This is a genomic window from Marinicella meishanensis (genome assembly GCF_019931145.1).
Classification (GTDB): Bacteria; Pseudomonadota; Gammaproteobacteria; order Xanthomonadales; family Marinicellaceae; genus Marinicella; species Marinicella meishanensis.
Genome location: NZ_JAIOUV010000008.1, coordinates 193,032 through 212,638 on the forward strand (window position 1 = coordinate 193,032; position 19,607 = coordinate 212,638).

28 protein-coding genes are annotated in these 19,607 nt (G+C 49.5%); all 28 read right to left on the reverse strand.

What is annotated here, in order from left to right:
• Positions 1-18 precede the first annotated feature (18 nt).
• Positions 19-375, reverse strand: coding sequence for a 30S ribosomal protein S13 (gene rpsM, locus K7G70_RS14325; RefSeq protein ID WP_223789344.1), 357 nt, complete (start codon positions 373-375; stop codon positions 19-21).
• Positions 376-606: 231 nt separating this feature from the next.
• The gene (gene secY, locus K7G70_RS14330; protein WP_223789345.1) at positions 607-1,965 is read right to left on the reverse strand and encodes a preprotein translocase subunit SecY; all 1,359 of its coding nucleotides are present in this window, start codon (positions 1,963-1,965) and stop codon (positions 607-609) included.
• Between the two features lie 2 nt (positions 1,966-1,967).
• Positions 1,968-2,399: a 50S ribosomal protein L15 gene (gene rplO, locus K7G70_RS14335; protein WP_223789346.1), complete on the reverse strand. Its 432-nt coding sequence runs from the start codon at positions 2,397-2,399 to the stop codon at positions 1,968-1,970.
• Positions 2,400-2,416: 17 nt separating this feature from the next.
• On the reverse strand, positions 2,417-2,617 hold the full coding sequence (rpmD, locus tag K7G70_RS14340; protein ID WP_077413071.1) for a 50S ribosomal protein L30: 201 nt from the start codon (positions 2,615-2,617) through the stop codon (positions 2,417-2,419).
• Complete coding sequence (gene rpsE, locus K7G70_RS14345) at positions 2,610-3,137, reverse strand: 30S ribosomal protein S5 (RefSeq protein WP_488801386.1); 528 nt, start codon at positions 3,135-3,137, stop codon at positions 2,610-2,612. The genes rpmD and rpsE overlap by 8 nt, the downstream gene beginning before the upstream one ends.
• Positions 3,137-3,493, reverse strand: coding sequence for a 50S ribosomal protein L18 (gene rplR, locus K7G70_RS14350; protein WP_223789348.1), 357 nt, complete (start codon positions 3,491-3,493; stop codon positions 3,137-3,139). The genes rpsE and rplR overlap by 1 nt, the downstream gene beginning before the upstream one ends.
• Before the next feature lie 18 nt (positions 3,494-3,511).
• Positions 3,512-4,039, reverse strand: a complete 528-nt coding sequence (gene rplF / locus K7G70_RS14355) for a 50S ribosomal protein L6 (protein WP_223789349.1) — start codon at positions 4,037-4,039, stop codon at positions 3,512-3,514.
• A gap of 14 nt (positions 4,040-4,053) precedes the next feature.
• Entirely contained in the window at positions 4,054-4,449 is a 396-nt protein-coding gene (gene rpsH, locus K7G70_RS14360) for a 30S ribosomal protein S8 (protein ID WP_223789350.1), read from the reverse strand.
• Between the two features lie 13 nt (positions 4,450-4,462).
• Positions 4,463-4,768, reverse strand: coding sequence for a 30S ribosomal protein S14 (rpsN, locus tag K7G70_RS14365; RefSeq protein WP_223789351.1), 306 nt, complete (start codon positions 4,766-4,768; stop codon positions 4,463-4,465).
• 5 nt (positions 4,769-4,773) lie between these two features.
• Positions 4,774-5,316, reverse strand: coding sequence for a 50S ribosomal protein L5 (gene rplE / locus K7G70_RS14370; protein ID WP_223789352.1), 543 nt, complete (start codon positions 5,314-5,316; stop codon positions 4,774-4,776).
• A 10-nt stretch (positions 5,317-5,326) separates the two neighbouring features.
• Entirely contained in the window at positions 5,327-5,644 is a 318-nt protein-coding gene (gene rplX / locus K7G70_RS14375) for a 50S ribosomal protein L24 (protein WP_223789353.1), read from the reverse strand.
• Positions 5,645-5,654: 10 nt separating this feature from the next.
• Positions 5,655-6,023, reverse strand: a complete 369-nt coding sequence (gene rplN, locus K7G70_RS14380) for a 50S ribosomal protein L14 (protein ID WP_223789354.1) — start codon at positions 6,021-6,023, stop codon at positions 5,655-5,657.
• A gap of 12 nt (positions 6,024-6,035) precedes the next feature.
• Entirely contained in the window at positions 6,036-6,296 is a 261-nt protein-coding gene (gene rpsQ, locus K7G70_RS14385; protein ID WP_223789355.1) for a 30S ribosomal protein S17, read from the reverse strand.
• Positions 6,297-6,301: 5 nt separating this feature from the next.
• Complete coding sequence (gene rpmC, locus K7G70_RS14390; protein ID WP_223789356.1) at positions 6,302-6,490, reverse strand: 50S ribosomal protein L29; 189 nt, start codon at positions 6,488-6,490, stop codon at positions 6,302-6,304.
• Entirely contained in the window at positions 6,490-6,903 is a 414-nt protein-coding gene (rplP, locus tag K7G70_RS14395; RefSeq protein WP_223789357.1) for a 50S ribosomal protein L16, read from the reverse strand. Before rplP ends, rpmC begins: the two co-directional genes overlap by 1 nt.
• Complete coding sequence (rpsC, locus tag K7G70_RS14400; RefSeq protein WP_223789358.1) at positions 6,903-7,592, reverse strand: 30S ribosomal protein S3; 690 nt, start codon at positions 7,590-7,592, stop codon at positions 6,903-6,905. Before rpsC ends, rplP begins: the two co-directional genes overlap by 1 nt.
• 10 nt (positions 7,593-7,602) lie before the next feature.
• A complete protein-coding gene (gene rplV / locus K7G70_RS14405; protein ID WP_223789359.1) occupies positions 7,603-7,938 on the reverse strand; it encodes a 50S ribosomal protein L22 in 336 nt (111 codons plus the stop codon).
• 2 nt (positions 7,939-7,940) lie between these two features.
• Positions 7,941-8,219: a 30S ribosomal protein S19 gene (rpsS, locus tag K7G70_RS14410; protein ID WP_223789360.1), complete on the reverse strand. Its 279-nt coding sequence runs from the start codon at positions 8,217-8,219 to the stop codon at positions 7,941-7,943.
• A 9-nt stretch (positions 8,220-8,228) separates the two neighbouring features.
• Positions 8,229-9,056, reverse strand: coding sequence for a 50S ribosomal protein L2 (rplB, locus tag K7G70_RS14415; RefSeq protein ID WP_223789361.1), 828 nt, complete (start codon positions 9,054-9,056; stop codon positions 8,229-8,231).
• A gap of 14 nt (positions 9,057-9,070) precedes the next feature.
• Positions 9,071-9,370 (reverse strand): 50S ribosomal protein L23, encoded by a 300-nt coding sequence (gene rplW, locus K7G70_RS14420; protein ID WP_223789362.1) that lies wholly within the window; start codon positions 9,368-9,370, stop codon positions 9,071-9,073.
• Positions 9,367-9,972: a 50S ribosomal protein L4 gene (gene rplD, locus K7G70_RS14425; protein ID WP_223789363.1), complete on the reverse strand. Its 606-nt coding sequence runs from the start codon at positions 9,970-9,972 to the stop codon at positions 9,367-9,369. The genes rplW and rplD overlap by 4 nt, the downstream gene beginning before the upstream one ends.
• A 20-nt stretch (positions 9,973-9,992) precedes the next feature.
• Positions 9,993-10,613, reverse strand: coding sequence for a 50S ribosomal protein L3 (rplC, locus tag K7G70_RS14430; protein WP_223789364.1), 621 nt, complete (start codon positions 10,611-10,613; stop codon positions 9,993-9,995).
• A gap of 11 nt (positions 10,614-10,624) precedes the next feature.
• Positions 10,625-10,936 (reverse strand): 30S ribosomal protein S10, encoded by a 312-nt coding sequence (rpsJ, locus tag K7G70_RS14435; RefSeq protein ID WP_077413089.1) that lies wholly within the window; start codon positions 10,934-10,936, stop codon positions 10,625-10,627.
• A gap of 58 nt (positions 10,937-10,994) precedes the next feature.
• Positions 10,995-12,185: an elongation factor Tu gene (gene tuf / locus K7G70_RS14440; protein ID WP_223789365.1), complete on the reverse strand. Its 1,191-nt coding sequence runs from the start codon at positions 12,183-12,185 to the stop codon at positions 10,995-10,997.
• 24 nt (positions 12,186-12,209) lie between these two features.
• The gene (gene fusA / locus K7G70_RS14445) at positions 12,210-14,303 is read right to left on the reverse strand and encodes an elongation factor G (RefSeq protein ID WP_223789366.1); all 2,094 of its coding nucleotides are present in this window, start codon (positions 14,301-14,303) and stop codon (positions 12,210-12,212) included.
• A gap of 27 nt (positions 14,304-14,330) precedes the next feature.
• Positions 14,331-14,801 (reverse strand): 30S ribosomal protein S7, encoded by a 471-nt coding sequence (gene rpsG, locus K7G70_RS14450; protein WP_223789367.1) that lies wholly within the window; start codon positions 14,799-14,801, stop codon positions 14,331-14,333.
• Between the two features lie 21 nt (positions 14,802-14,822).
• On the reverse strand, positions 14,823-15,194 hold the full coding sequence (gene rpsL, locus K7G70_RS14455) for a 30S ribosomal protein S12 (protein ID WP_223789368.1): 372 nt from the start codon (positions 15,192-15,194) through the stop codon (positions 14,823-14,825).
• A gap of 153 nt (positions 15,195-15,347) precedes the next feature.
• Positions 15,348-19,598: a DNA-directed RNA polymerase subunit beta' gene (gene rpoC, locus K7G70_RS14460; protein WP_223789369.1), complete on the reverse strand. Its 4,251-nt coding sequence runs from the start codon at positions 19,596-19,598 to the stop codon at positions 15,348-15,350.
• Positions 19,599-19,607: the final 9 nt, after the last annotated feature.

Here is a 19,607-nt window from a genome sequence, read left to right on the forward strand (position 1 = left end):
GGATATTCAATGATTCAATTAACGTTTGATAGGTTTCTTGGGACCTTTGCGGGTCCTGGCATTGTTTTTGGTTTTTTGACCACGCACCGGCAAACCCCGGCGGTGACGCAAACCACGATAACAACCCAAATCCATCAATCGTTTGATGTCCATGGCCACTTCCCGACGGAGGTCACCTTCCACATCAAACTTAGCCACTTCTGCACGAAGCTTATCCAAAGCGTCTTCATCCAACTGCCCAATTTTGTGGGCAGGATCAACGCCTGCGTTGTCGCATATTTCGTATGCCCTGGTTCGGCCAATACCATAAATACTGGTCAGGCCAATCCAAGCATGCTTATGCACTGGTATGTTTACACCCGCAATACGAGCCATTATTTACTCCTGATTCCTCAAAAAAAGCGCGCACCGGATCTTCGCAACCCCGTGTTTGCTTTTCTTATTACCAAAAAAAGGTTTTGACACCTTTCCTCTTTGCCCCGTTGACGCCTTTCAATCAGCGCTGATTGAAGGGTATCTTCACGAAAGGGCGCAAATTATATATCAACACAAAAAGCATTGCCATCATTTTTTCAAACAATGGCAATGCGTGTCGATGTCGTTTTCTTACCGTCGAATCTTGCCCGAACGGCGGTAATTTTTGATGTTGGTTTTCTTCAACACTGAATCGTATTGTTGAGACACCAAATGGTTTTGCAATTGGGCCATGAAATCCATCGCCACAACCACCACAATCAACAAGCCGGTTCCGCCCAAAGCGAACGGCACGGTGATGAATTGATTGACAAAGTCTGGCAGCAAGCTCACGCCCAACAGATACAAAGCACCCCAGAAAGTGACTCGGGTCAACACCCCATCCAGGTAAGTGGAGGTTTGTTTACCGGGTCGAATGCCTGGGATCACCGCACTTTGGCGTTTCAGGTTGTCGGCCGTTTCATCGGCATTGAACGTCAACGCCGTGTAGAAAAACGCAAAACCCACAATCAACACCCCAAAGAAAATCATGTACAGGGTGTTGCCTGGCGACAGCTGCTGTGACAGGTCGGTCAACCACTCAAAGCCTTTGCTCTGTCCCACAAAACTGGCGATGGTGCTGGGGAACAACACCAATGATGAGGCGAAAATCACCGGTATCACACCAGACATGTTCACTTTCAACGGCAAGTATGAAGTCTGCGACTGGGTGCCTTGGCGGCCACCACGACGGGCAAATTGCATGGTGATGCGACGCTGTCCGCGCTCCACGAACACGATGAAAGCCGTCAAAGCCAAGGCCACGACCATCAACAACACGGCCCACAGGGCATTCAGCTGTCCTTGGCTGACCAATTCAAACACCGACACAATGGCGCCTGGTAGGCCAACCACGATGCCCGCGAAGATGATCAAGGAAATGCCGTTACCGATGCCGCGCTCGGTGATTTGCTCACCCAACCACATCAAAAACATGGTGCCGCCAGTCAAAGACACGGTGGCGGTGAACAAAAAGCCAAAGCCCGGTTGTGGCACCACTGGCAATCCACCGGCTGCATCAAAGTTTTGCAGCGCCGAGGTGATGCTGAATGATTGCACAATGGCCAACGCAATGGTGAAGTACCGGGTGTACTGGGTGGTCTTGCGACGCCCTGTCTCACCTTCCTTTTTCAGTTCCCTCAGTGCCGGTACGGTGTGGCTCAAAATTTGCATGATGATCGAGGCTGTGATGTAAGGCATCACCCCCAAGGCAAAAATCGAATACCGTCCCAGCGCACCACCTGAAAACATGTTGAACATGTCGATCAGGCCGCCTGAATTTTGTTTCAGCAATTCAGCCATGGCTGCTGGGTTCACACCAGGAACAGGTAAAAAGGTACCCATTCGATAGATTATCAAGGCACCTATTACGAACAATATGCGGCTTTTGAGCTCGCTCAAGCCTTTCTTATTGCCGAGTAACTTTTCTACTTGTTCTTGTCTGCTGGACATAATTATTCTACTTTTCCACCGGCTTTTTCAATGGCTGCTTGTGCCCCTTTGGTCACTTGCAAACCTTTCAGATTCACAGCCTTTTCAATGCTGCCCGTGTTGATCACTTTGACTTTGGTCACGCCACGTTTCACGTAACCGTTGTCGATCAAGAAAGCCACATCGATGTCACTGGCATCGATGGCATTCAAGTGATACAAACACAGCTCGGCACGGGTATCGGCCATTTGTGACGTAAAACCGTACTTGGGCAAACGTTTGTGGATCGGCAATTGACCGCCCTCAAAGCCCACTTTGTGGAAACCACCAGAACGTGATTTTTGTCCTTTGTGACCGCGGCCACAAGTTTTTCCTGAACCAGAACCAATGCCTCGGCCGACGCGTTTACCGGCTTTGGTGGCACCTGCTGCAGGTTTGATTGAATTGAGTTTCATAGTTTTCTCACCCACGCTTATTTAACTTCTTCCACTTTCAACAAGTGAATCGCTGCGTTAATCATTCCCAGGTTCTCAGGGGTTGCATCAACCACACGTGATTGGTGCATCTTTCTGATACCGAGCCCTCTGACACAGGCTTTGTGATTAGCCAATGATTTGTTGGTGCTTTTGATTTGTGTCACTTTGACTTGACCAACTTTCTTTGCTTTAGCCATGATTTTCCATTACCTCCTCAGGAGTCTTACCACGTTTTGCGGCGATGTCTTCAGGTGAAGTCATTTGCTGCAAACCTTTGATGGTGGCTCTGACCAAGTTGATGGGATTGTTTGAACCTTGTGATTTGGCCAATACGTTTTCCACGCCAACCACGTCAAACACGGCGCGCATCGCACCACCGGCAATCACACCGGTACCTTCCGATGCAGGCTGCATGTAAACCCGTGAGCCAGAATGCTTGGCTTTGGTGGCATGCCACAAGGTGTTGCCTTTCAGGCTCACTTCAGTGGTGTTGCGTCGGGCTTGATCCATGGCTTTTTGAATGGCCACAGGCACCTCTTTGGCTTTGCCATAACCAAAACCAATTTTGCCTTTGCCATCACCCACCACAGTCAATGCAGCGAAGCCGAATTGTCGACCACCTTTGACCACTTTGGCCACGCGGTTGACCGCAACCAAGCGCTCCAACAAATTGTCGCCTTGATCTTTGTCTGCCATATTTTTTCTTTTATCGTTCATCAGAATTTCAACCCCGCTTCTCGTGCTGCTTCGGCCAATGCCTTGATTTTGCCATGATAGATAAAACCTGATCTATCAAACCCAACAGATTCAACACCTGCTTCTTTGGCTTTCTCAGCGATTGCTTTGCCCACGGCTTTGGCCGCTTCGATGTTGGTGCGAGAGGCACCGTCAGCGAGCAAACCTTTTTGCTGGGTCGAAACTGCAGCCAATGTTGTTTTGCCGTCGCCAGAGAAAATTTGCGCATACAGGTGCTGGCCGGTTTTGTGCACTGACAATGAGGGCACACCCAGTTCGCGCAATTTGGCTCGGGTTCTGGTCGCTTTCTTAATTCGTTGTGTGTTCTTTTTATGCATAGTTCTGTCCACCAAGCTTTACGCTTTCTTGGCCTCTTTTCTGTACAGTCTTTCATCAGCATACTTCACACCTTTGCCTTTGTATGGCTCAGGTGGTCTGATGGCCCTGATTTCTGCCGCCACTTGACCGACTTGTTGCTTGTCCACACCGTTGACCACGATCTCAGTTTGTGAAGGGGTCTCAAAGGTGATGCCTTCACGCGCTGGATACACAACGGGGTGAGAAAAGCCCAGATTCAAATCCAAGTCTTTGCCTTTCATGGCAGCCCGGTAACCAACGCCGACCAATTGCAGTTTCTTCACGAAACCATTGGTCACGCCTTCGATCATGTTGTTGATCAAAGAGCGCATGGTACCAGCCATATAAACCATGTCGTCACTGGTGGCAGACACGTGCAATTCACCGTCTTTTTGCTCAACAGTCACGGCTTCATGCAAGTCCATGGTCAATTGACCTTTGGGACCCTTAACGGTCACCACTTGGTCTTTGACATTGAAGTCGACATTGGCGGCCACTGGAATGGGTTTTTTTGCAATTCTTGACATGCTCTATCTCCCGCTTACTTAACCACGCAAAGCACTTCACCGCCAATTTGTTCAGCGCGGGCTGATTGGTCGGTCATGATGCCTTTGGATGTTGAAACAATCGCGGTGCCGAAACCGGCATCCACACGAGGCAACTCGTCTTTACCGCGGTATTGTCTTAAACCAGGCTTACTGACTCTTTTGATCATCTCGATCACAGGACGGTTCCTGTAATACTTGATGTTGATTTTGATGAAAGGGTGGTTGTCCTTTTCAATCAACTCAAAAGATCTGATGTAGCCTTCCTGTTGCAGCACAGACAAAATGCCCTTCTTCACTTTGGAAGCCGGGGTCACGGTGCTGTCTTTGTTGACTGCTTGCGCATTCTTGATGCTGCAAATCATGTCTGAAATTGGATCACTTAAACTCATATCTGTACTCTCTTTACCAGCTGGCTTTCTTCAAACCAGGAATGTCACCACGCATGGCCGCTTCACGGAATTTGGTTTTGCTCAAACCAAACTTGTTGTAGTAACCGCGAGGTCTGCCAGAAATCTGACAGCGGTTACGCATGCGTGAAGGCGATGCATTTCTTGGCATTTTCTGTAACGCTTCTTGGGCCGCCATCATTTCTTCAAATGTGGTGTTGGGATCAGCAATGATTTTTTTCAAGGCAGCACGTTTCTCGGCATACTTTGCCACGATTCTTTTTCTTTTCAGGTCGCGTTCGACCATTGATTTCTTAGCCATGTCTGTTACCTACCTTTGAATGGAAAATCAAAATGATCCAGCAACATGCGAGCTTCCTCGTCGTTTCTGGCGTTGGTGGTGATACAAATGTCCAAGCCACGCAACTCATCAATTTTGTCGTACTCAATTTCAGGAAAAATGATTTGCTCCTTCACGCCCATGGAATAATTACCACGACCGTCGAATGATTTGGGATTCAAACCGCGGAAGTCACGCACCCGAGGCAACGAAACATTCACCAGTCGATCCAGGAACTCGTACATTTTTTGACGTCTGAGGGTCACTTTACAGCCGATGGGCCAATCTTCACGGATTTTGAAACCCGCCACAGATTTTTTGGCATGGGTGATCACTGGTTTTTGGCCGGCGATCTGTGCCATGTCACCCGCTGCATTCTGCAACACTTTTTTGTTACCCACTGCTTCACCGACACCCATGTTCAACGTGATTTTGGTGATTTTAGGCACCTGCATCACATTGTCGAATTTGCCGGTTTCCATCAGTTTGGGAACCACTTCTTCTTTGTAATATTTTTCTAATCTGGCCATAACTATTCTCTTAAGCGTCTACCGCCTCACCATTGGATTTGAATACCCGAACTTTTCGGCCGTTTTCCAACACTTTAAAACCAACACGCTCACCCTTGCCTGAGGCTGGGTTGAACAGCATCACATTGGAGGCGTCAATGGGCGCTTCCTGGGTTTTGATGCCACCTTTTTCCTCGATTTGAGGATTGGGTTTCACGTGCTTCTTCACTGTGTTCACATTGTTCACCAACAAACGACCATCACTCATCACTTTGAGTACGTTGCCGCGTTGGCCTTTACTGCGTCCAGCAATAACGATTACTTCGTCACCTTGTTTAATTCTTTGCATAGTCGTTTCCTTATAATACTTCTGGCGCCAATGAAATGATCTTCATGAATTTACCAGATCTCAGTTCACGAGTTACAGGGCCAAAAATACGGGTGCCGATGGGCTCCAACTTGGAGTTCAACATCACCACGGCATTGCCATCGAAACGAATCAATGAGCCGTCTGAGCGGCGCACGCCTTTTTTGGTTCTTACGATCACTGCGTTATAAACTTCGCCTTTTTTCACTTTGCCACGAGGAATGGCTTGTTTCACGGAAACTTTGATGATGTCTCCGATACCGGCATAACGACGCTTGGAGCCACCCAACACTTTGATGCATTGGACTTCCTTGGCACCTGAATTGTCAGCAGCTGATAATCTACTTTGCATTTGTATCATGGTCAGTACCTCTTAATTGTTTGATTCAACAATTTCGACCACTTGCCAAGACTTGGTCTTGGAGATGGGTCGACATTCAGCGATTTTGACAACGTCGCCTTGTTGACATTTGTTATCAGGATCATGGGCATGAATCTTGGTCGACTTCTTGATGTACTTGCCATACAAGGGATGCTTGATTTTGCGTTCAATCATCACCGTCACGGTTTGATTCATTTTGTCACTGGTGACCACGCCACTTTTGGTTCTTTGTACTTTGGTTTCTGTAGTCATGACATTCACCCTTTCGCTTGGTTCATAACCGTTCTGACGCGGGCGATGTCACGGCGGACTTCACGCATCAGATGAACTTTTGTTAATTGACCATTACCACGAGCCATTCGCAAATCGAATTGCTTTTGTAACAACTTATTTAATTCTTCCTGCAACTCTGCAAGATCTTTACTTCTTAATTCTTTCGCTTGCATCACATCACCACACGTTTAACGAATGTTGTTTGCACAGGAAATTTAGCACCTGCTTTTGCAAAAGCTGCACGGGCCATTTCTTCTGAAACCCCTTGGATTTCATAGATCACACGACCGGGTTTGATGGCAGCTGCCCAATACTCGATGTTACCTTTACCTTTACCCATCCGCACCTCGATTGGTTTGGCGGTCACGGCTTTGTCTGGGAACACACGAATCCACAATTTACCGCCACGTTTCACGTGTCGGGTGATGGCACGACGACCCGCTTCAATTTGACGCGCTGTCAGCAAGCCACGAGAGGTTGCTTTCAGACCAAAATCACCAAAACTCACCTTGTTGCCACCATGGGCTAAACCGCGGTTCCGGCCTTTTTGCTGTTTTCTGTATTTAGTTCTTTTCGGCTGTAACATTATTTTTTACCCCGACTTTTCTTGCTGGCTTTCTTTTCTGACTCACTGTTGTGATTTTCCAGATCGAAAACTTCACCTTTATAAATCCAAACTTTGATTCCGATCACGCCGTACGTGGTGTACGCTTTGGCTGTGGCGTAGTCAATGTCAGCACGCAAAGTGTGCAAAGGCACCTGGCCTTCACGGTACCACTCAGTGCGGGCAATCTCAGCCCCATTCAAACGACCGGCCACCGCCACTCGGATGCCCAAGGCGCCCAAGCGCAAAGCACTGCCTACGGCACGCTTCATGGCGCGGCGGAACATGATGCGACGTTCCAGCTGTGAGGCGATGCCTTCAGCCACCAAACGCGCGTCCAGTTCTGGTTTTCTGATCTCGTTCACATTGACGTGAGTCGGCAAACCCATCATTTTGGACAAGGTGTTTTTCAACTGCTCAATGTCCTCACCTTTTTTACCAATCACGATACCGGGTCTGGCCGTGTGGATGGTGATGCGGGCGTTCTTAGCCGGTCTTTCAATTTCAATCTTACTGATCGATGCATGCTTCAATTTGTCATGCAGGTATTCACGGACTTTGATGTCCTTCACCAGTTGATCAGCAAATTGACCTTTTTCTGCGTACCACTTGGAATTGTGTTGTTTAGAAATTCCCAGTCTGATACCAATTGGATGTACTTTTTGACCCATAATCTTGCCTTTATGATGCTTCAGCCACTTTCACAGTGATGTGGCTGGTTCTTTTTAAAATTCGTGTGCCTCTGCCTTTGGCTCTGGCCCGGCCTCGTTTCAAGGTGGGGCCTTCATCAACATAGATGGAGCTGACGAACAACTCGTCCACATCCATGCCATTGTTGTGCTCGGCGTTGGCCACGGCTGACATCAGCGCTTTCTTCACGATGTGCGCGGCTTTCTTGGGGCTGAAGGTCAACAACTGCTCAGCTTGCTCAACATTCATGCCCCGGATTTGGTCAGCAACCAGTCTGACTTTTTGGGCCGAAATGTTGGCTCTTCTTAATTTCGCTACAATTTCCATCATTACCTTCCTTTCGCTTTCTTGTCAGCAATGTGTGATCTGAAGGTGCGGGTGGGAGAAAACTCGCCCAACTTGTGTCCGACCATTTCTTCAGAAATCAGAACTGGAACATGTTGTTTACCATTGTGTACAGCCAATGTCAGACCAACCATGTCTGGCAAGATCATGGATCTTCTGGACCAGGTTTTGATCGGTCGTTTGCTGTTCTCTTGTACGGCCTTCTCAACAGCCTTCATCAGGCTGAGGTCAACGAACGGGCCTTTTTTAAGTGATCTTGGCATAAAACTACCTTATTTCTTGTCTCTGCGACGAACAATGAACTTATCGGTTCGTTTGTTCTTACGCGTTTTATGTCCTTTGGTAGGCATTCCCCATGGAGACACGGGATGACGACCACCAGAGGTCCTTCCTTCACCACCCCCATGAGGGTGATCAACTGGATTCATGGCAACACCCCGAACCGTCGGACGAATACCGCGCCAACGGGTGGCACCGGCTTTACCGATTTTTTCCAGGTTGTGCTCACTTTTAGAGACCGTACCCAATGTCGCACGACATTTGGCCGGCACTTTTCTCATTTCGCCTGAACGCAGACGCAAAGTGGCGTAAACGCCTTCTTTGGCCACCAGACGAGCAGAGGTACCTGCGGCACGGGCGATTTGGCCGCCTTTTCCAGGCTTCATTTCAACATTGTGAACCACGGTACCCACTGGGATGTTGTCCAGCGGCAAGGCGTTGCCCACTTTGATGCTGACTGAATTGCCGGAAACGATTTCCATGCCAGGCTCTAAATCTTTGGGTGCAATGATGTAACGTTTTTCACCATCGCTGTATTGCAACAAAGCAATGTAGGCACTGCGGTTGGGATCGTATTCGATGCGCTCAACTTTGGCCACGATGTCATCTTTGTTGCGTTTAAAATCAATGATTCGGTACTTTTGTTTGTGCCCACCACCGCGATGACGCGTGGTGATGCGACCGTAATTGTTTCTGCCGCCAGTTTTCGATTTCTTTTCGGTTAAGCTGGCTTCAGGTCGACCTTTGTAAAGACCGGTTCTTTTGACCGTGACTTTACCGCGGTTACCTGGTGAAGTTGGTTTATGTACTGTTAATGCCATGACGGTTCTCCTACTTACTCAGCTTTGGTGCCAAAATCGATCATCTGGTCAGCTTGAATGCGCACATAGGCTTTTTTCCAGTCAGGTCTTTTACCTGGCTTCATGCGGAAGCTTTTGGTTTTGCCTTTCACATTCATCACAGTGACGTCTTCAACCGACACTTTGAATAATTTCTCAACGGCTGTTTTGATGTCTGCTTTGTTGGCGGACTTAGCCACTTTGAATACGTATTGATTGGCCAACTCACCAACGCGGTTGGATTTCTCAGAAATCACCGGGGCCAAAATAGTTGTGTATAAATTGTTCAAACTCATGACAACCACTCCTCAACTTGTTTAACGGCGTCCACAGTCATCACCACCTTGTCAGCGTTTACCAACGAATACGGATCCAATCCGAGGGCGTTGGTCACGATGACGTGAGGCAAGTTGTTGGTAGAACGCAATAAATTGTCAGAAACTTCAGCGGCCACCAAACAGCCGGTGCTGAATCCATGTTTATCCAACATGGCAATCGCTTCTTTGGTTTTGCCATTTTTGGTGTCCAAATCGGCCACCACCACCAAGCGCTCGGTGCGATTCAATTCAGACAGAATTGATTTCATCGCCGCGCGGTACATTTTGGTGTTGACTTTCTTGGTGAAGTCACGAGGTTGGGCCGCAAATGTCTTACCACCACCAACCCAAATTGGGCTTCTGGAGGTACCCGCACGGGCGCGACCTGTGCCTTTTTGTTTCCAAGGTTTGGCGCCACCACCACTGACCGCTGAACGGTTTTTCTGGGCTTTTGTGCCAGCCCGACCGGTGGCCAAATATGAGGTGACCACTTGGTGAACCAAAGCCTCTGAATAGTCTCGACCGAAAACGGCGTCAGAGACTTCGACTTTTTGTTTTTTACCTGATACTGTCAATTCCACAATAATTCTCCACTTTCCGTTCAGACCAGGGGTCTGACGATGACTGTACTGGTTTTGGCACCGGGTACGGCACCTTTGATCAGCAACAGATTGTTCTCTTGATCAACCCGCACCACTTCCAAGTTTTTGGTGGTTACTCGCTCAGCACCCATGTGACCAGACATTTTTTTGCCTTTGAACACACGACCCGGGGTTTGACACTGTCCGATCGAACCTGGGGCCCGGTGCGACAATGAGTTACCATGGGTGGCATCTTGCATGTGGAAGTTGTAGCGTTTGATCACGCCTTGAAAACCTTTACCTTTGGAAGTGCCTGTCACACGAACTTTTTGTCCGTCTTCAAACATCGACAATTCAAGCGTGTCACCGGCGTTGAATTCTTGATCGGTTCTGAATTCACGGGTGATGGCGCCGGCTTCAACACCAGCTTTCTTGAAATGACCGGCCGCAGGCGCACTCACCTTAGACGCTTTGCGTCCACCGGTGGTGATTTGCACCGCGTTGTAGCCGTCGGTTTCGGTTGTTTTGACTTGAGCCACGATGTTGGGCTCAACGTTGATAACAGTGACTGGTACAGACTCGCCTTTGTCGTTGAAAACGCGTGTCATGCCTACTTTTTTTCCAATAATACCTAATGACATCTTTCAACTCCTCAGTTCAATTGAATTTGAACATCCACGCCAGCAGACAGGTCCAGTTTCATCAATGCATCCACTGTTTTGTCGTTTGGGTCCACAATATCCACCAATCTTTTATGAGTGCGAATCTCATATTGATCACGGGCGTCTTTATTCACGTGTGGAGAAATCAATACAGTGAAACGTTCCTTTTTGGTTGGTAAAGGTATGGGGCCACGCACTTGCGCGCCAGTTCTTTTCGCTGTATCGACGATTCTTCCTGCTGATTGATCAATGAGTTTATGATCAAACGCCTTAAGTCTTATTCTGATTTTTTGACCAGCCATGTTAATTTGCCTCTGAATTAAAGGCGGTGGCTTTTCGCCACCGCCCGTAAAAAATTAATTATTCAATAATTTTTGCTACCACGCCCGCACCCACGGTGCGGCCACCTTCACGAATCGCGAAGCGCAAGCCTTCGTCCATCGCAATCGGTGAAATCAATTCAACCTTCATCTTGACGTTGTCACCAGGCATAACCATTTCTACGCCATCAGGCAACTCACATGCGCCAGTCACGTCAGTTGTTCTGAAGTAAAACTGGGGTCGGTAACCTTTGAAGAATGGCGTGTGACGACCACCTTCATCCTTACTCAACACGTAAACTTCAGCCTCAAATTTTGTGTGGGGCGTGATTGTACCCGGTTTTGCCAGTACTTGTCCACGCTCAACTTCATCTCTTTTCGTGCCACGCAACAAAATACCCACGTTGTCACCGGCTTCACCGCGATCCAACAACTTGCGGAACATCTCAACACCCGTACAGGTGGTGGTGGCCGTGTCACGAATACCAACGATCTCAATCTCTTCGCCAACGTTCACAACACCGGTCTCAATACGACCCGTCACAACAGTACCACGACCTGAAATCGAGAAAATGTCCTCAATCGGCATCAAGAATGGTTTGTCGGTTTCACGCTCTGGAGTCGGGAAGTAGGCATCCATCTCATCCAACAACTTTTGTACCGCTGGAACACCAATGTCTGATTCGTCGCCTTCCAATGCTTTCAGGGCAGAACCCATCACCAATGGGGTGTCATCACCAGGAAACTCGTAGTCGTTCAACAACTCACGAACTTCCATCTCAACCAACTCCAACAACTCTTCGTCGTCAACTTGGTCGCATTTGTTTAAGAACACAACAATGTAAGGGACACCAACCTGACGAGCCAACAAAATGTGCTCACGGGTTTGTGGCATCGGACCATCAGCGGCTGACACAACCAAAATCGCGCCGTCCATTTGGGCCGCACCGGTGATCATGTTTTTCACGTAGTCCGCGTGACCTGGACAGTCAACGTGCGCGTAGTGACGATCTTCGGTTTCATATTCTACGTGAGCCGTAGAAATGGTGATACCGCGCTCTCTTTCTTCTGGCGCGTTATCAATTTGATCGTAATCCTTGAAATCACCGCCTTGCTTTTCAGCAGCCACTTTTGTGATCGCTGCAGTCAAGGTGGTCTTACCATGGTCAACGTGACCAATTGTGCCCACGTTCACATGGGGCTTCGTGCGTTCAAATTTTTCTTTTGACATTGTCAGTCTCTCTAACTACGTACATTAATATCCAAGCATGTCTGCCAACACCTCTGCTGGGGCCTCGTTGTAATGGTCAAATTCCATCGAATAACTGGCCCTGCCCTGCGTGGCAGATCTGAGTGCGGTGGCATAGCCAAACATCTCAGACAGTGGGATTTGACATTTGATCACCTTGCCTGAAGGCGACTCATCAATCCCGTCCAAGGTGCCGCGACGGCGATTCACATCGCCCACCACATCACCCATGTAATCTTCTGGGGTCACAATCTCCACCTTCATGATTGGCTCAAGCAACACCGGTGATGCCGCTTTGGCGCCCTCTCTGAAGGCCATGGATCCTGCCACCTTGAAAGCCATTTCACTGGAATCCACCTCGTGAAATGAGCCATCATATAAAGTGACGCGACAGTCGACCATGGGATACCCGGCCAACACGCCACTTTCCATTTGTTCTTGTATGCCTTTGTCCACCGGTCCGATGTATTCCTTGGGAATCACCCCGCCGGAGATTTCATTGACAAATTCATACCCGGCGCCTTGTTCCAATGGCTCCAGTTTGATCTTCACATGGCCATATTGGCCTTTACCACCCGATTGTTTGACGAACTTACCTTCCTGTTCGACCGCTTGGGTGATGGTTTCTCGGTAGGCCACTTGGGGGTTACCCACATTGGCGTCCACTTTGAATTCGCGTCGCATGCGATCAACAATGATGTCCAAATGCAACTCACCCATACCGGAGATGATGGTTTGACCCGAATCTTCATCGGTCGCCACCCTGAATGAAGGGTCTTCCTGAGCCAGTTTTTGCAGGGCCGTGGCCATTTTCTCTTGGTCGCCGGTGGTTTTCGGCTCCACCGCCACCGAAATAACCGGTTCTGGAAACTCCATTTTTTCAAGGGTGATGACATGGCTCACATCACACAACGTGTCGCCAGTGACCAGGTCTTTCAAACCCACCGCGGCGGCGATGTCGCCAGCCCGCACTTCTTGAATCTCTTCACGTGAGTTGGAGTGCATTTGCAGCAAGCGCCCCAGGCGCTCTTTGGCATCTTTTCTGGGATTGTAAATGCTGTCGCCACTTTTCACCACGCCGGAGTAAACCCGGAAAAACGTCAAAGTCCCCACAAAGGGGTCGGTGGCAATTTTGAATGCCAACGCCGCAAACGGCTCATCATCATTGGCCGCTCTGCTGACTTCTTGGTCTTCATTACCGGGTTCCACGCCAGTGATGGCGGGCACCTCAGTAGGTGAAGGCAACAACTCAACCACCATGTCCAATACGGCTTGCACACCTTTGTTCTTAAAGGCCGAACCGCACAGGCAACACACGATTTCATTGTTGATGGTTCCTTTTCGCAAACCAGCGATGATTTCTTCGCGGGACAACTCACCCGTTTCCAGGTATTGGTCCATCAGCTCTTCGCTGGTTTCGGCAGCCGCTTCAATCATGAATTCCCTGGCTGCTTCACATTGTTCTTGTAGCTCAGCCGGAATGTCTTCCAACTGATAAGTTGACCCCATGTCATCTTCATTCCAATAGATGGCTTTCATGCGCAGCAAATCTACCACGCCTTTGAACGCATCTTCGGCGCCGATCGCCACCTGTACGGGCACCGGATTGGCTCCCAAACGGCTTTTGATCTGTGCCACCACGCGCTCAAAATCAGCACCGGCCCGATCCATCTTGTTGACGAAGGCCAATCTGGGCACATGGTATTTGTTGGCCTGGCGCCACACAGTCTCTGACTGAGGCTCAACCCCGCCAACCGCACAAAACACCGCCACAGCACCATCCAACACGCGCAACGAACGCTCCACCTCAATGGTGAAGTCAACGTGGCCTGGCGTGTCTATGATGTTGATGCGATGTTCATCAAACTGGCGATCCATGCCTTGCCAGAAACAAGTGGTGGCAGCCGATGTGATCGTGATGCCACGCTCTTGTTCTTGTTCCATCCAGTCCATGGTGGCATTGCCATCATGGACTTCACCTATTTTGTGAGAGATACCGGTGTAAAACAGCACCCGCTCTGTGGTGGTCGTTTTACCGGCATCAATGTGGGCCATGATGCCAATGTTTCGGTATCGCTCAATCGGTGTTTTCCGGCCCACTTCAAATTCCTTTCCTTGCTTGGTTGTTTACCAGCGGTAGTGCGCAAAGGCTCGGTTGGCTTCGGCCATTTTGTGCACTTCTTCACGACGTTTCATGGCCGCACCACGGTCGTGCAAGGCATCCAACATCTCACCAGCCAATTTGCTGGGCATGTCAGCCTCACCGCGCTTACGAGCGGCATCGATCAACCAACGCATGGCCAACGCCATTTGACGGCGAGGACGCACTTCAACCGGCACTTGGTAGGTGGCACCACCCACACGACGCGACTTCACCTCAACCATTGGCTTCACTTTCTCCAAAGCCTGTTGGGTCAACTCAACCGCATCACCGGATTCTTTCTCAGTCATTTTATCCATGGCGCCGTAGACGATTTTTTCCGCCACTGACTTCTTGCCACTTTTCATGACCATGTTGATGTATTTACTGATCAGCTCTGATCCGTACTTTGGATCAGGCAACACATCGCGCTTAAAATTACTTTTCTTTCGAGACATCTCTAAAAACCTATTATCTGATTATTTGGGTCGCTTGGTACCGTACTTAGAACGACCTTGTTTGCGGTCATTCACGCCAGCTGTATCCAGTGCACCACGAACGATGTGATAACGCACACCTGGCAAGTCCTTCACACGACCACCCCTGATCAATACGATAGAGTGCTCTTGTAAATTGTGTCCTTCACCACCGATGTAACTGGTTACTTCATAGCCATTAGTTAATCTGACACGTGCCACTTTTCGCAGGGCAGAGTTGGGCTTTTTGGGTGTTGTTGTGTAAACACGCGAACACACGCCACGACGCTGCGGACATGCTTCCAAAGCAGGTACGTTTGTTTTATAGACTTTGTCTTTTCTTGGTTTACGAACCAATTGATTTACTGTTGCCATATGCAAAATTTACCTTATTTAAAACGAACGACAGGCCAGTTTTCACCGGCCTGCCGAAAATGGGAACGGGGATTTTAGTTTTTTACCCCAAAATAGTCAAGTGCAGATTGAAGTTTTTTGGGCACCCCAATCGGTCTGACTCAAGCGATCAAATCACTCTTTTTCTTCACCAGAGGCGTCACCATCATCCAGTTGACTCAATTGATCCATCAAAGCCTGCTCTGAATCAACGCCGCCACCGCCGCCTTGGTCGCTGACTTCATTGACCATGGCTTGCAATTCGGACTGCAATTCAGCTTCTTTGGACTGCATTTGATCCTGGTGGTAGGACAGGCCCGTACCGGCCGGAATCAAACGACCCACAATGACGTTTTCCTTCAAACCACGCAAGTGGTCTTTGGTGCCTTTGACCGACGCTTCGGTCAACACGCGGGTGGTCTCTTGAAACGAGGCCGCAGAAATGAAGGAGTCGGTGGCCAATGACGCTTTGGTGATGCCCAACAACATCACCTCGAAGGTGGCAGGAATGCCATCTTGCTTGAGGATCTCGCGGTTGGTTTGCGTCACTTCTTTGTAAGTCAGTTGGGTGGTTTTCAGGTAATCAGAATCACCCGGCTCAACGATTTCAACCTTGCGCAACATTTGACGGATGATGCATTCAATGTGTTTGTCATTGATTTTCACCCCTTGCAAACGGTACACGTCTTGGATTTCATTGACCAAGTAAGAGGCCAATGCAATCACGCCTTGCAAGCGCAAAATGTCGTGTGGATTCGGCTCACCCTCAACCACCACGTCACCTTTGTCCACGTGCTCACCCTCAAACACCACAATCTGACGCCATTTTGGAATCAGTGTTTCCAGTTTTTCGCCATTGGATTGGGTGATCACCAAGCGGTTTTTGCCTTTGGTGTCTTTACCAAAACTCACGATACCTGAGGTCTCAGCCTGGATGGCTGGGTCTTTGGGCTTACGGGCTTCGAACAAATCCGCCACCCGTGGCAAACCACCGGTGATGTCACGGGTCTTCGAAGAGGCTTGCGGAATCCGCGCCAAGAAGTCACCCACTTGCACGTCTTGGCCGTTTTGGATGTTAATCACCGCGCCGGGGGGCAAGAAGTATTGCGCCGGCACTTCAGAACCAGGCAACATGATGGGGTTGCCTTTTTTGTCTTCCAATCGAACCATCGGACGCAGGTCTTTACCGGCACTGCCGCGTTGTTTCGGATCGGTGATGATGAAGCTGGTCAAACCAGTCAATTCATCCAATTTTTCTTCCACGGTGACGCCGTCTTTGAAGTCACTCAAAGCCACCCGACCGGCCACTTCAGACACGATGGGGTGGGTGTGTGGATCCCAGTTTACGATCACGTCACCGGCTTTCACTTCTTCGTTGTCCTTGACGTTGATCACCGCACCGTAAGGCACTTTGTAACGCTCTTTCTCTTTACCTGAGCTGGCAATCACTGAGATTTCGCCCGAACGAGAAATCGATACCAATTTTTTATCGGCGTTGGTCACGTGTTTGATGTTGTGCATTCTGATCGAGCCGTCTGACTTCACTTGCACGTGGTCAGAAGCCGCCGATTTAGACGCCGCACCACCGATGTGGAAAGTCCGCATGGTCAGCTGCGTACCTGGCTCACCAATGGATTGGGCCGCCATCACGCCGACCGCTTCACCAATGTTCACCCGGTGACCACGAGACAGGTCTCGACCATAACATTGGGCACAGATACCGAATTCAGATTCACAGCTGATCGGTGAACGCACCACAATGCGGTCCAAACCATAGGACTCAATGATTTCCAGGCTTTCTTCACCAATCAAGGTGCCAGACTCAATCACCACTTCGTCATTGGCATTGGTCACATCAACCGCAACCACCCGACCCAGAACCCGCTCGGCCAGGGTCTCGATCACTTCACCACCATCAACGATGGGTTGCATGACCAAACCTTCGGTGGTGCCACAATCGGTTTCGGTGATCACCACATCTTGGGCCACGTCAACCAAACGACGGGTCAAATAACCCGAGTTGGCGGTTTTCAATGCGGTATCGGCCAAACCTTTCCGCGCACCGTGGGTCGATGAGAAGTACTGCATCACGTCCAAACCTTCACGGAAGTTGGCTTTGATAGGGGTTTCAATGATCGAACCATCGGGTTTGGCCATCAAACCACGCATGCCCGAAAGCTGACGCATTTGGGCTTGCGAACCCCGGGCGCCGGAGTCGGCCATGATGAACACGGAGTTCATCGAATCCTGGGTTACTTTTTTGCCTTCTTTGTCTTCGACTTCGTCGGTACCCAACACCGCCATCATGGCATTGGCCACATCTTCGTTGGCTTTGGACCAGATGTCGACCACTTTGTTGTAACGCTCACCAGCGGTCACCAGACCAGAAGTGTACTGCTCTTGAATCTTCAGCACTTCGGCATCGGCCTCTTCCAGGATGTCTTTTTTGGCATCTGGAATGGTTAAATCGGTCACCCCAATGGAGATCCCGGCAATGGTTGAATAGCGGAAACCGGTGTACATCAATTGGTCGGCAAAAATCACCGTGGCTTTGGTACCCAACTGGTGGTAACACTCATTCAACAAGTTGGAGATGGCTTTCTTGTTCAAAGTTTGGTTCATGTATTTGAAATCCAAACCTTTGGGCAAAATGTCGGCCAAAATGGCGCGACCAACGGTGGTTTCAACCAAGTTGGTGGACTCTTCACCACTGGCTTCATCGGTGGTGGTTAAACGCACCTGCACTTTGGCTTGTAATGACACGTGGCCATTTTGATAGGCGCGATTGACTTCGCTCATGTCAGAGAAAATCATGCCTTCGCCGCGCTCATTGATCAATTCACGGGTCATGTAATACAGACCCAAGACCACGTCTTGTGAAGGGACGATGATCGGCTCACCCGAAGCCGGCGACAAGATGTTGTTGGTGGACATCATCAAAGTACGGGCTTCCAATTGGGCTTCAATCGACAAAGGCACGTGAACCGCCATTTGGTCACCATCGAAGTCCGCGTTGAACGCGGTACAAACCAAGGGGTGCAATTGAATCGCTTTGCCTTCAATCAACACCGGCTCAAATGCCTGGATACCCAATCTGTGCAGGGTTGGCGCCCGGTTCAACAGAATCGGGTGCTCACGAATCACTTGCTCCAAGATGTCCCAAACTTCAGGGGTCTCGGCATCAACCGAACGTTTGGCGGCTTTGATGGTGGAGACATAGCCGTCTTTCAGCAAGCGGCCCAAAATGAATGGCTTGAACAGTTCCAAGGCCATTTTTTTGGGCAGACCACATTGGTGCAAACGCAAGGTTGGGCCCACCACGATCACCGAACGACCGGAGTAGTCCACCCGTTTACCCAACAGGTTTTGACGGAAGCGACCTTGTTTACCTTTGATCATGTCGGCCAAAGATTTCAAGGGTCGGCGATTGGAACCAGTCACTGCACGGCCACGACGGCCGTTGTCCAACAAGGCGTCAACCGACTCTTGCAGCATGCGCTTTTCGTTGCGCACAATGATGTCCGGCGCGTGCAGATCCAACAAACGCTTCAACCGGTTGTTGCGGTTGATCACACGGCGGTACAAATCGTTCAAATCTGAAGTCGCGAACCGACCGCCATCCAAGGGCACCAACGGACGCAAGTCAGGTGGCAGGATAGGCAGCACGGTCAAAATCATGTGCTCTGGCTTGTTGCCAGATTTGTTGAAGGCATCGTACAAGGCAATGCGCTTGGACAAACGCTTGATCTTGGTGGCTGACTTAGTAGACTCGATGTCTTCGTGCAATTTCACCAATTCGGCATTGATGTCAATTTCTTCCAACAAAGCATAAATCGCTTCGGCACCCATCAAGGCCTTGAACTCATCACCCCAATGCTCGATGGCCTGGGCGTATTGTTCGTCGGTCAACAAGGCGCCCTTTTCCAGGTCAGTCATGCCTGGATCGGTCACCACGAATGACTCAAAGTACAGAATTCGCTCAATCTCACGCAAGGTCATGTCCAGCATCAAACCAATGCGTGAAGGCAATGATTTCAAAAACCAGATGTGGGCCACGGGGCTGGCCAGTTCGATGTGACCCATGCGCTCACGGCGGACTTTGGTCAAGGTCACTTCGGTACCACATTTCTCACAGACCACACCGCGGTGCTTCATGCGTTTGTATTTACCACACAAGCACTCGTAATCTTTGATCGGACCAAACACAGCCGCACAGAACAAACCGTCGCGCTCAGGTTTGAAGGTCCGGTAGTTGATGGTTTCTGGCTTTTTCACCTCACCATAAGACCACGACCGAATCAACTCGGGTGGTGCCAGTGAGACTTTAATCGAGTTAAAGTCTTGGATTTCTTTTTTTGGATTGAATAATTTAATCAGATCTTTCATGTATTTTCT

Bases quoted from the DNA above. Each gene is read 5' to 3' on its own strand.
- rpsM (WP_223789344.1), bottom strand. From the start codon at position 375: ATGGCTCGTATTGCGGGTGTAAACATACCAGTGCATAAGCATGCTTGG.
- secY (WP_223789345.1), bottom strand. From the start codon at position 1,965: ATGTCCAGCAGACAAGAACAAGTAGAAAAGTTACTCGGCAATAAGAAA.
- rplO (WP_223789346.1), bottom strand. From the start codon at position 2,399: ATGAAACTCAATTCAATCAAACCTGCAGCAGGTGCCACCAAAGCCGGT.
- rpmD (WP_077413071.1), bottom strand. From the start codon at position 2,617: ATGGCTAAAGCAAAGAAAGTTGGTCAAGTCAAAGTGACACAAATCAAA.
- rpsE (WP_488801386.1), bottom strand. From the start codon at position 3,137: ATGAACGATAAAAGAAAAAATATGGCAGACAAAGATCAAGGCGACAAT.
- rplR (WP_223789348.1), bottom strand. From the start codon at position 3,493: ATGCATAAAAAGAACACACAACGAATTAAGAAAGCGACCAGAACCCGA.
- rplF (WP_223789349.1), bottom strand. From the start codon at position 4,039: ATGTCAAGAATTGCAAAAAAACCCATTCCAGTGGCCGCCAATGTCGAC.
- rpsH (WP_223789350.1), bottom strand. From the start codon at position 4,449: ATGAGTTTAAGTGATCCAATTTCAGACATGATTTGCAGCATCAAGAAT.
- rpsN (WP_223789351.1), bottom strand. From the start codon at position 4,768: ATGGCTAAGAAATCAATGGTCGAACGCGACCTGAAAAGAAAAAGAATC.
- rplE (WP_223789352.1), bottom strand. From the start codon at position 5,316: ATGGCCAGATTAGAAAAATATTACAAAGAAGAAGTGGTTCCCAAACTG.
- rplX (WP_223789353.1), bottom strand. From the start codon at position 5,644: ATGCAAAGAATTAAACAAGGTGACGAAGTAATCGTTATTGCTGGACGC.
- rplN (WP_223789354.1), bottom strand. From the start codon at position 6,023: ATGATACAAATGCAAAGTAGATTATCAGCTGCTGACAATTCAGGTGCC.
- rpsQ (WP_223789355.1), bottom strand. From the start codon at position 6,296: ATGACTACAGAAACCAAAGTACAAAGAACCAAAAGTGGCGTGGTCACC.
- rpmC (WP_223789356.1), bottom strand. From the start codon at position 6,490: ATGCAAGCGAAAGAATTAAGAAGTAAAGATCTTGCAGAGTTGCAGGAA.
- rplP (WP_223789357.1), bottom strand. From the start codon at position 6,903: ATGTTACAGCCGAAAAGAACTAAATACAGAAAACAGCAAAAAGGCCGG.
- rpsC (WP_223789358.1), bottom strand. From the start codon at position 7,592: ATGGGTCAAAAAGTACATCCAATTGGTATCAGACTGGGAATTTCTAAA.
- rplV (WP_223789359.1), bottom strand. From the start codon at position 7,938: ATGGAAATTGTAGCGAAATTAAGAAGAGCCAACATTTCGGCCCAAAAA.
- rpsS (WP_223789360.1), bottom strand. From the start codon at position 8,219: ATGCCAAGATCACTTAAAAAAGGCCCGTTCGTTGACCTCAGCCTGATG.
- rplB (WP_223789361.1), bottom strand. From the start codon at position 9,056: ATGGCATTAACAGTACATAAACCAACTTCACCAGGTAACCGCGGTAAA.
- rplW (WP_223789362.1), bottom strand. From the start codon at position 9,370: ATGAGTTTGAACAATTTATACACAACTATTTTGGCCCCGGTGATTTCT.
- rplC (WP_223789364.1), bottom strand. From the start codon at position 10,613: ATGTCATTAGGTATTATTGGAAAAAAAGTAGGCATGACACGCGTTTTC.
- rpsJ (WP_077413089.1), bottom strand. From the start codon at position 10,936: ATGGCTGGTCAAAAAATCAGAATAAGACTTAAGGCGTTTGATCATAAA.
- tuf (WP_223789365.1), bottom strand. From the start codon at position 12,185: ATGTCAAAAGAAAAATTTGAACGCACGAAGCCCCATGTGAACGTGGGC.
- rpsG (WP_223789367.1), bottom strand. From the start codon at position 14,801: ATGTCTCGAAAGAAAAGTAATTTTAAGCGCGATGTGTTGCCTGATCCA.
- rpsL (WP_223789368.1), bottom strand. From the start codon at position 15,194: ATGGCAACAGTAAATCAATTGGTTCGTAAACCAAGAAAAGACAAAGTC.
- rpoC (WP_223789369.1), bottom strand. From the start codon at position 19,598: ATGAAAGATCTGATTAAATTATTCAATCCAAAAAAAGAAATCCAAGAC.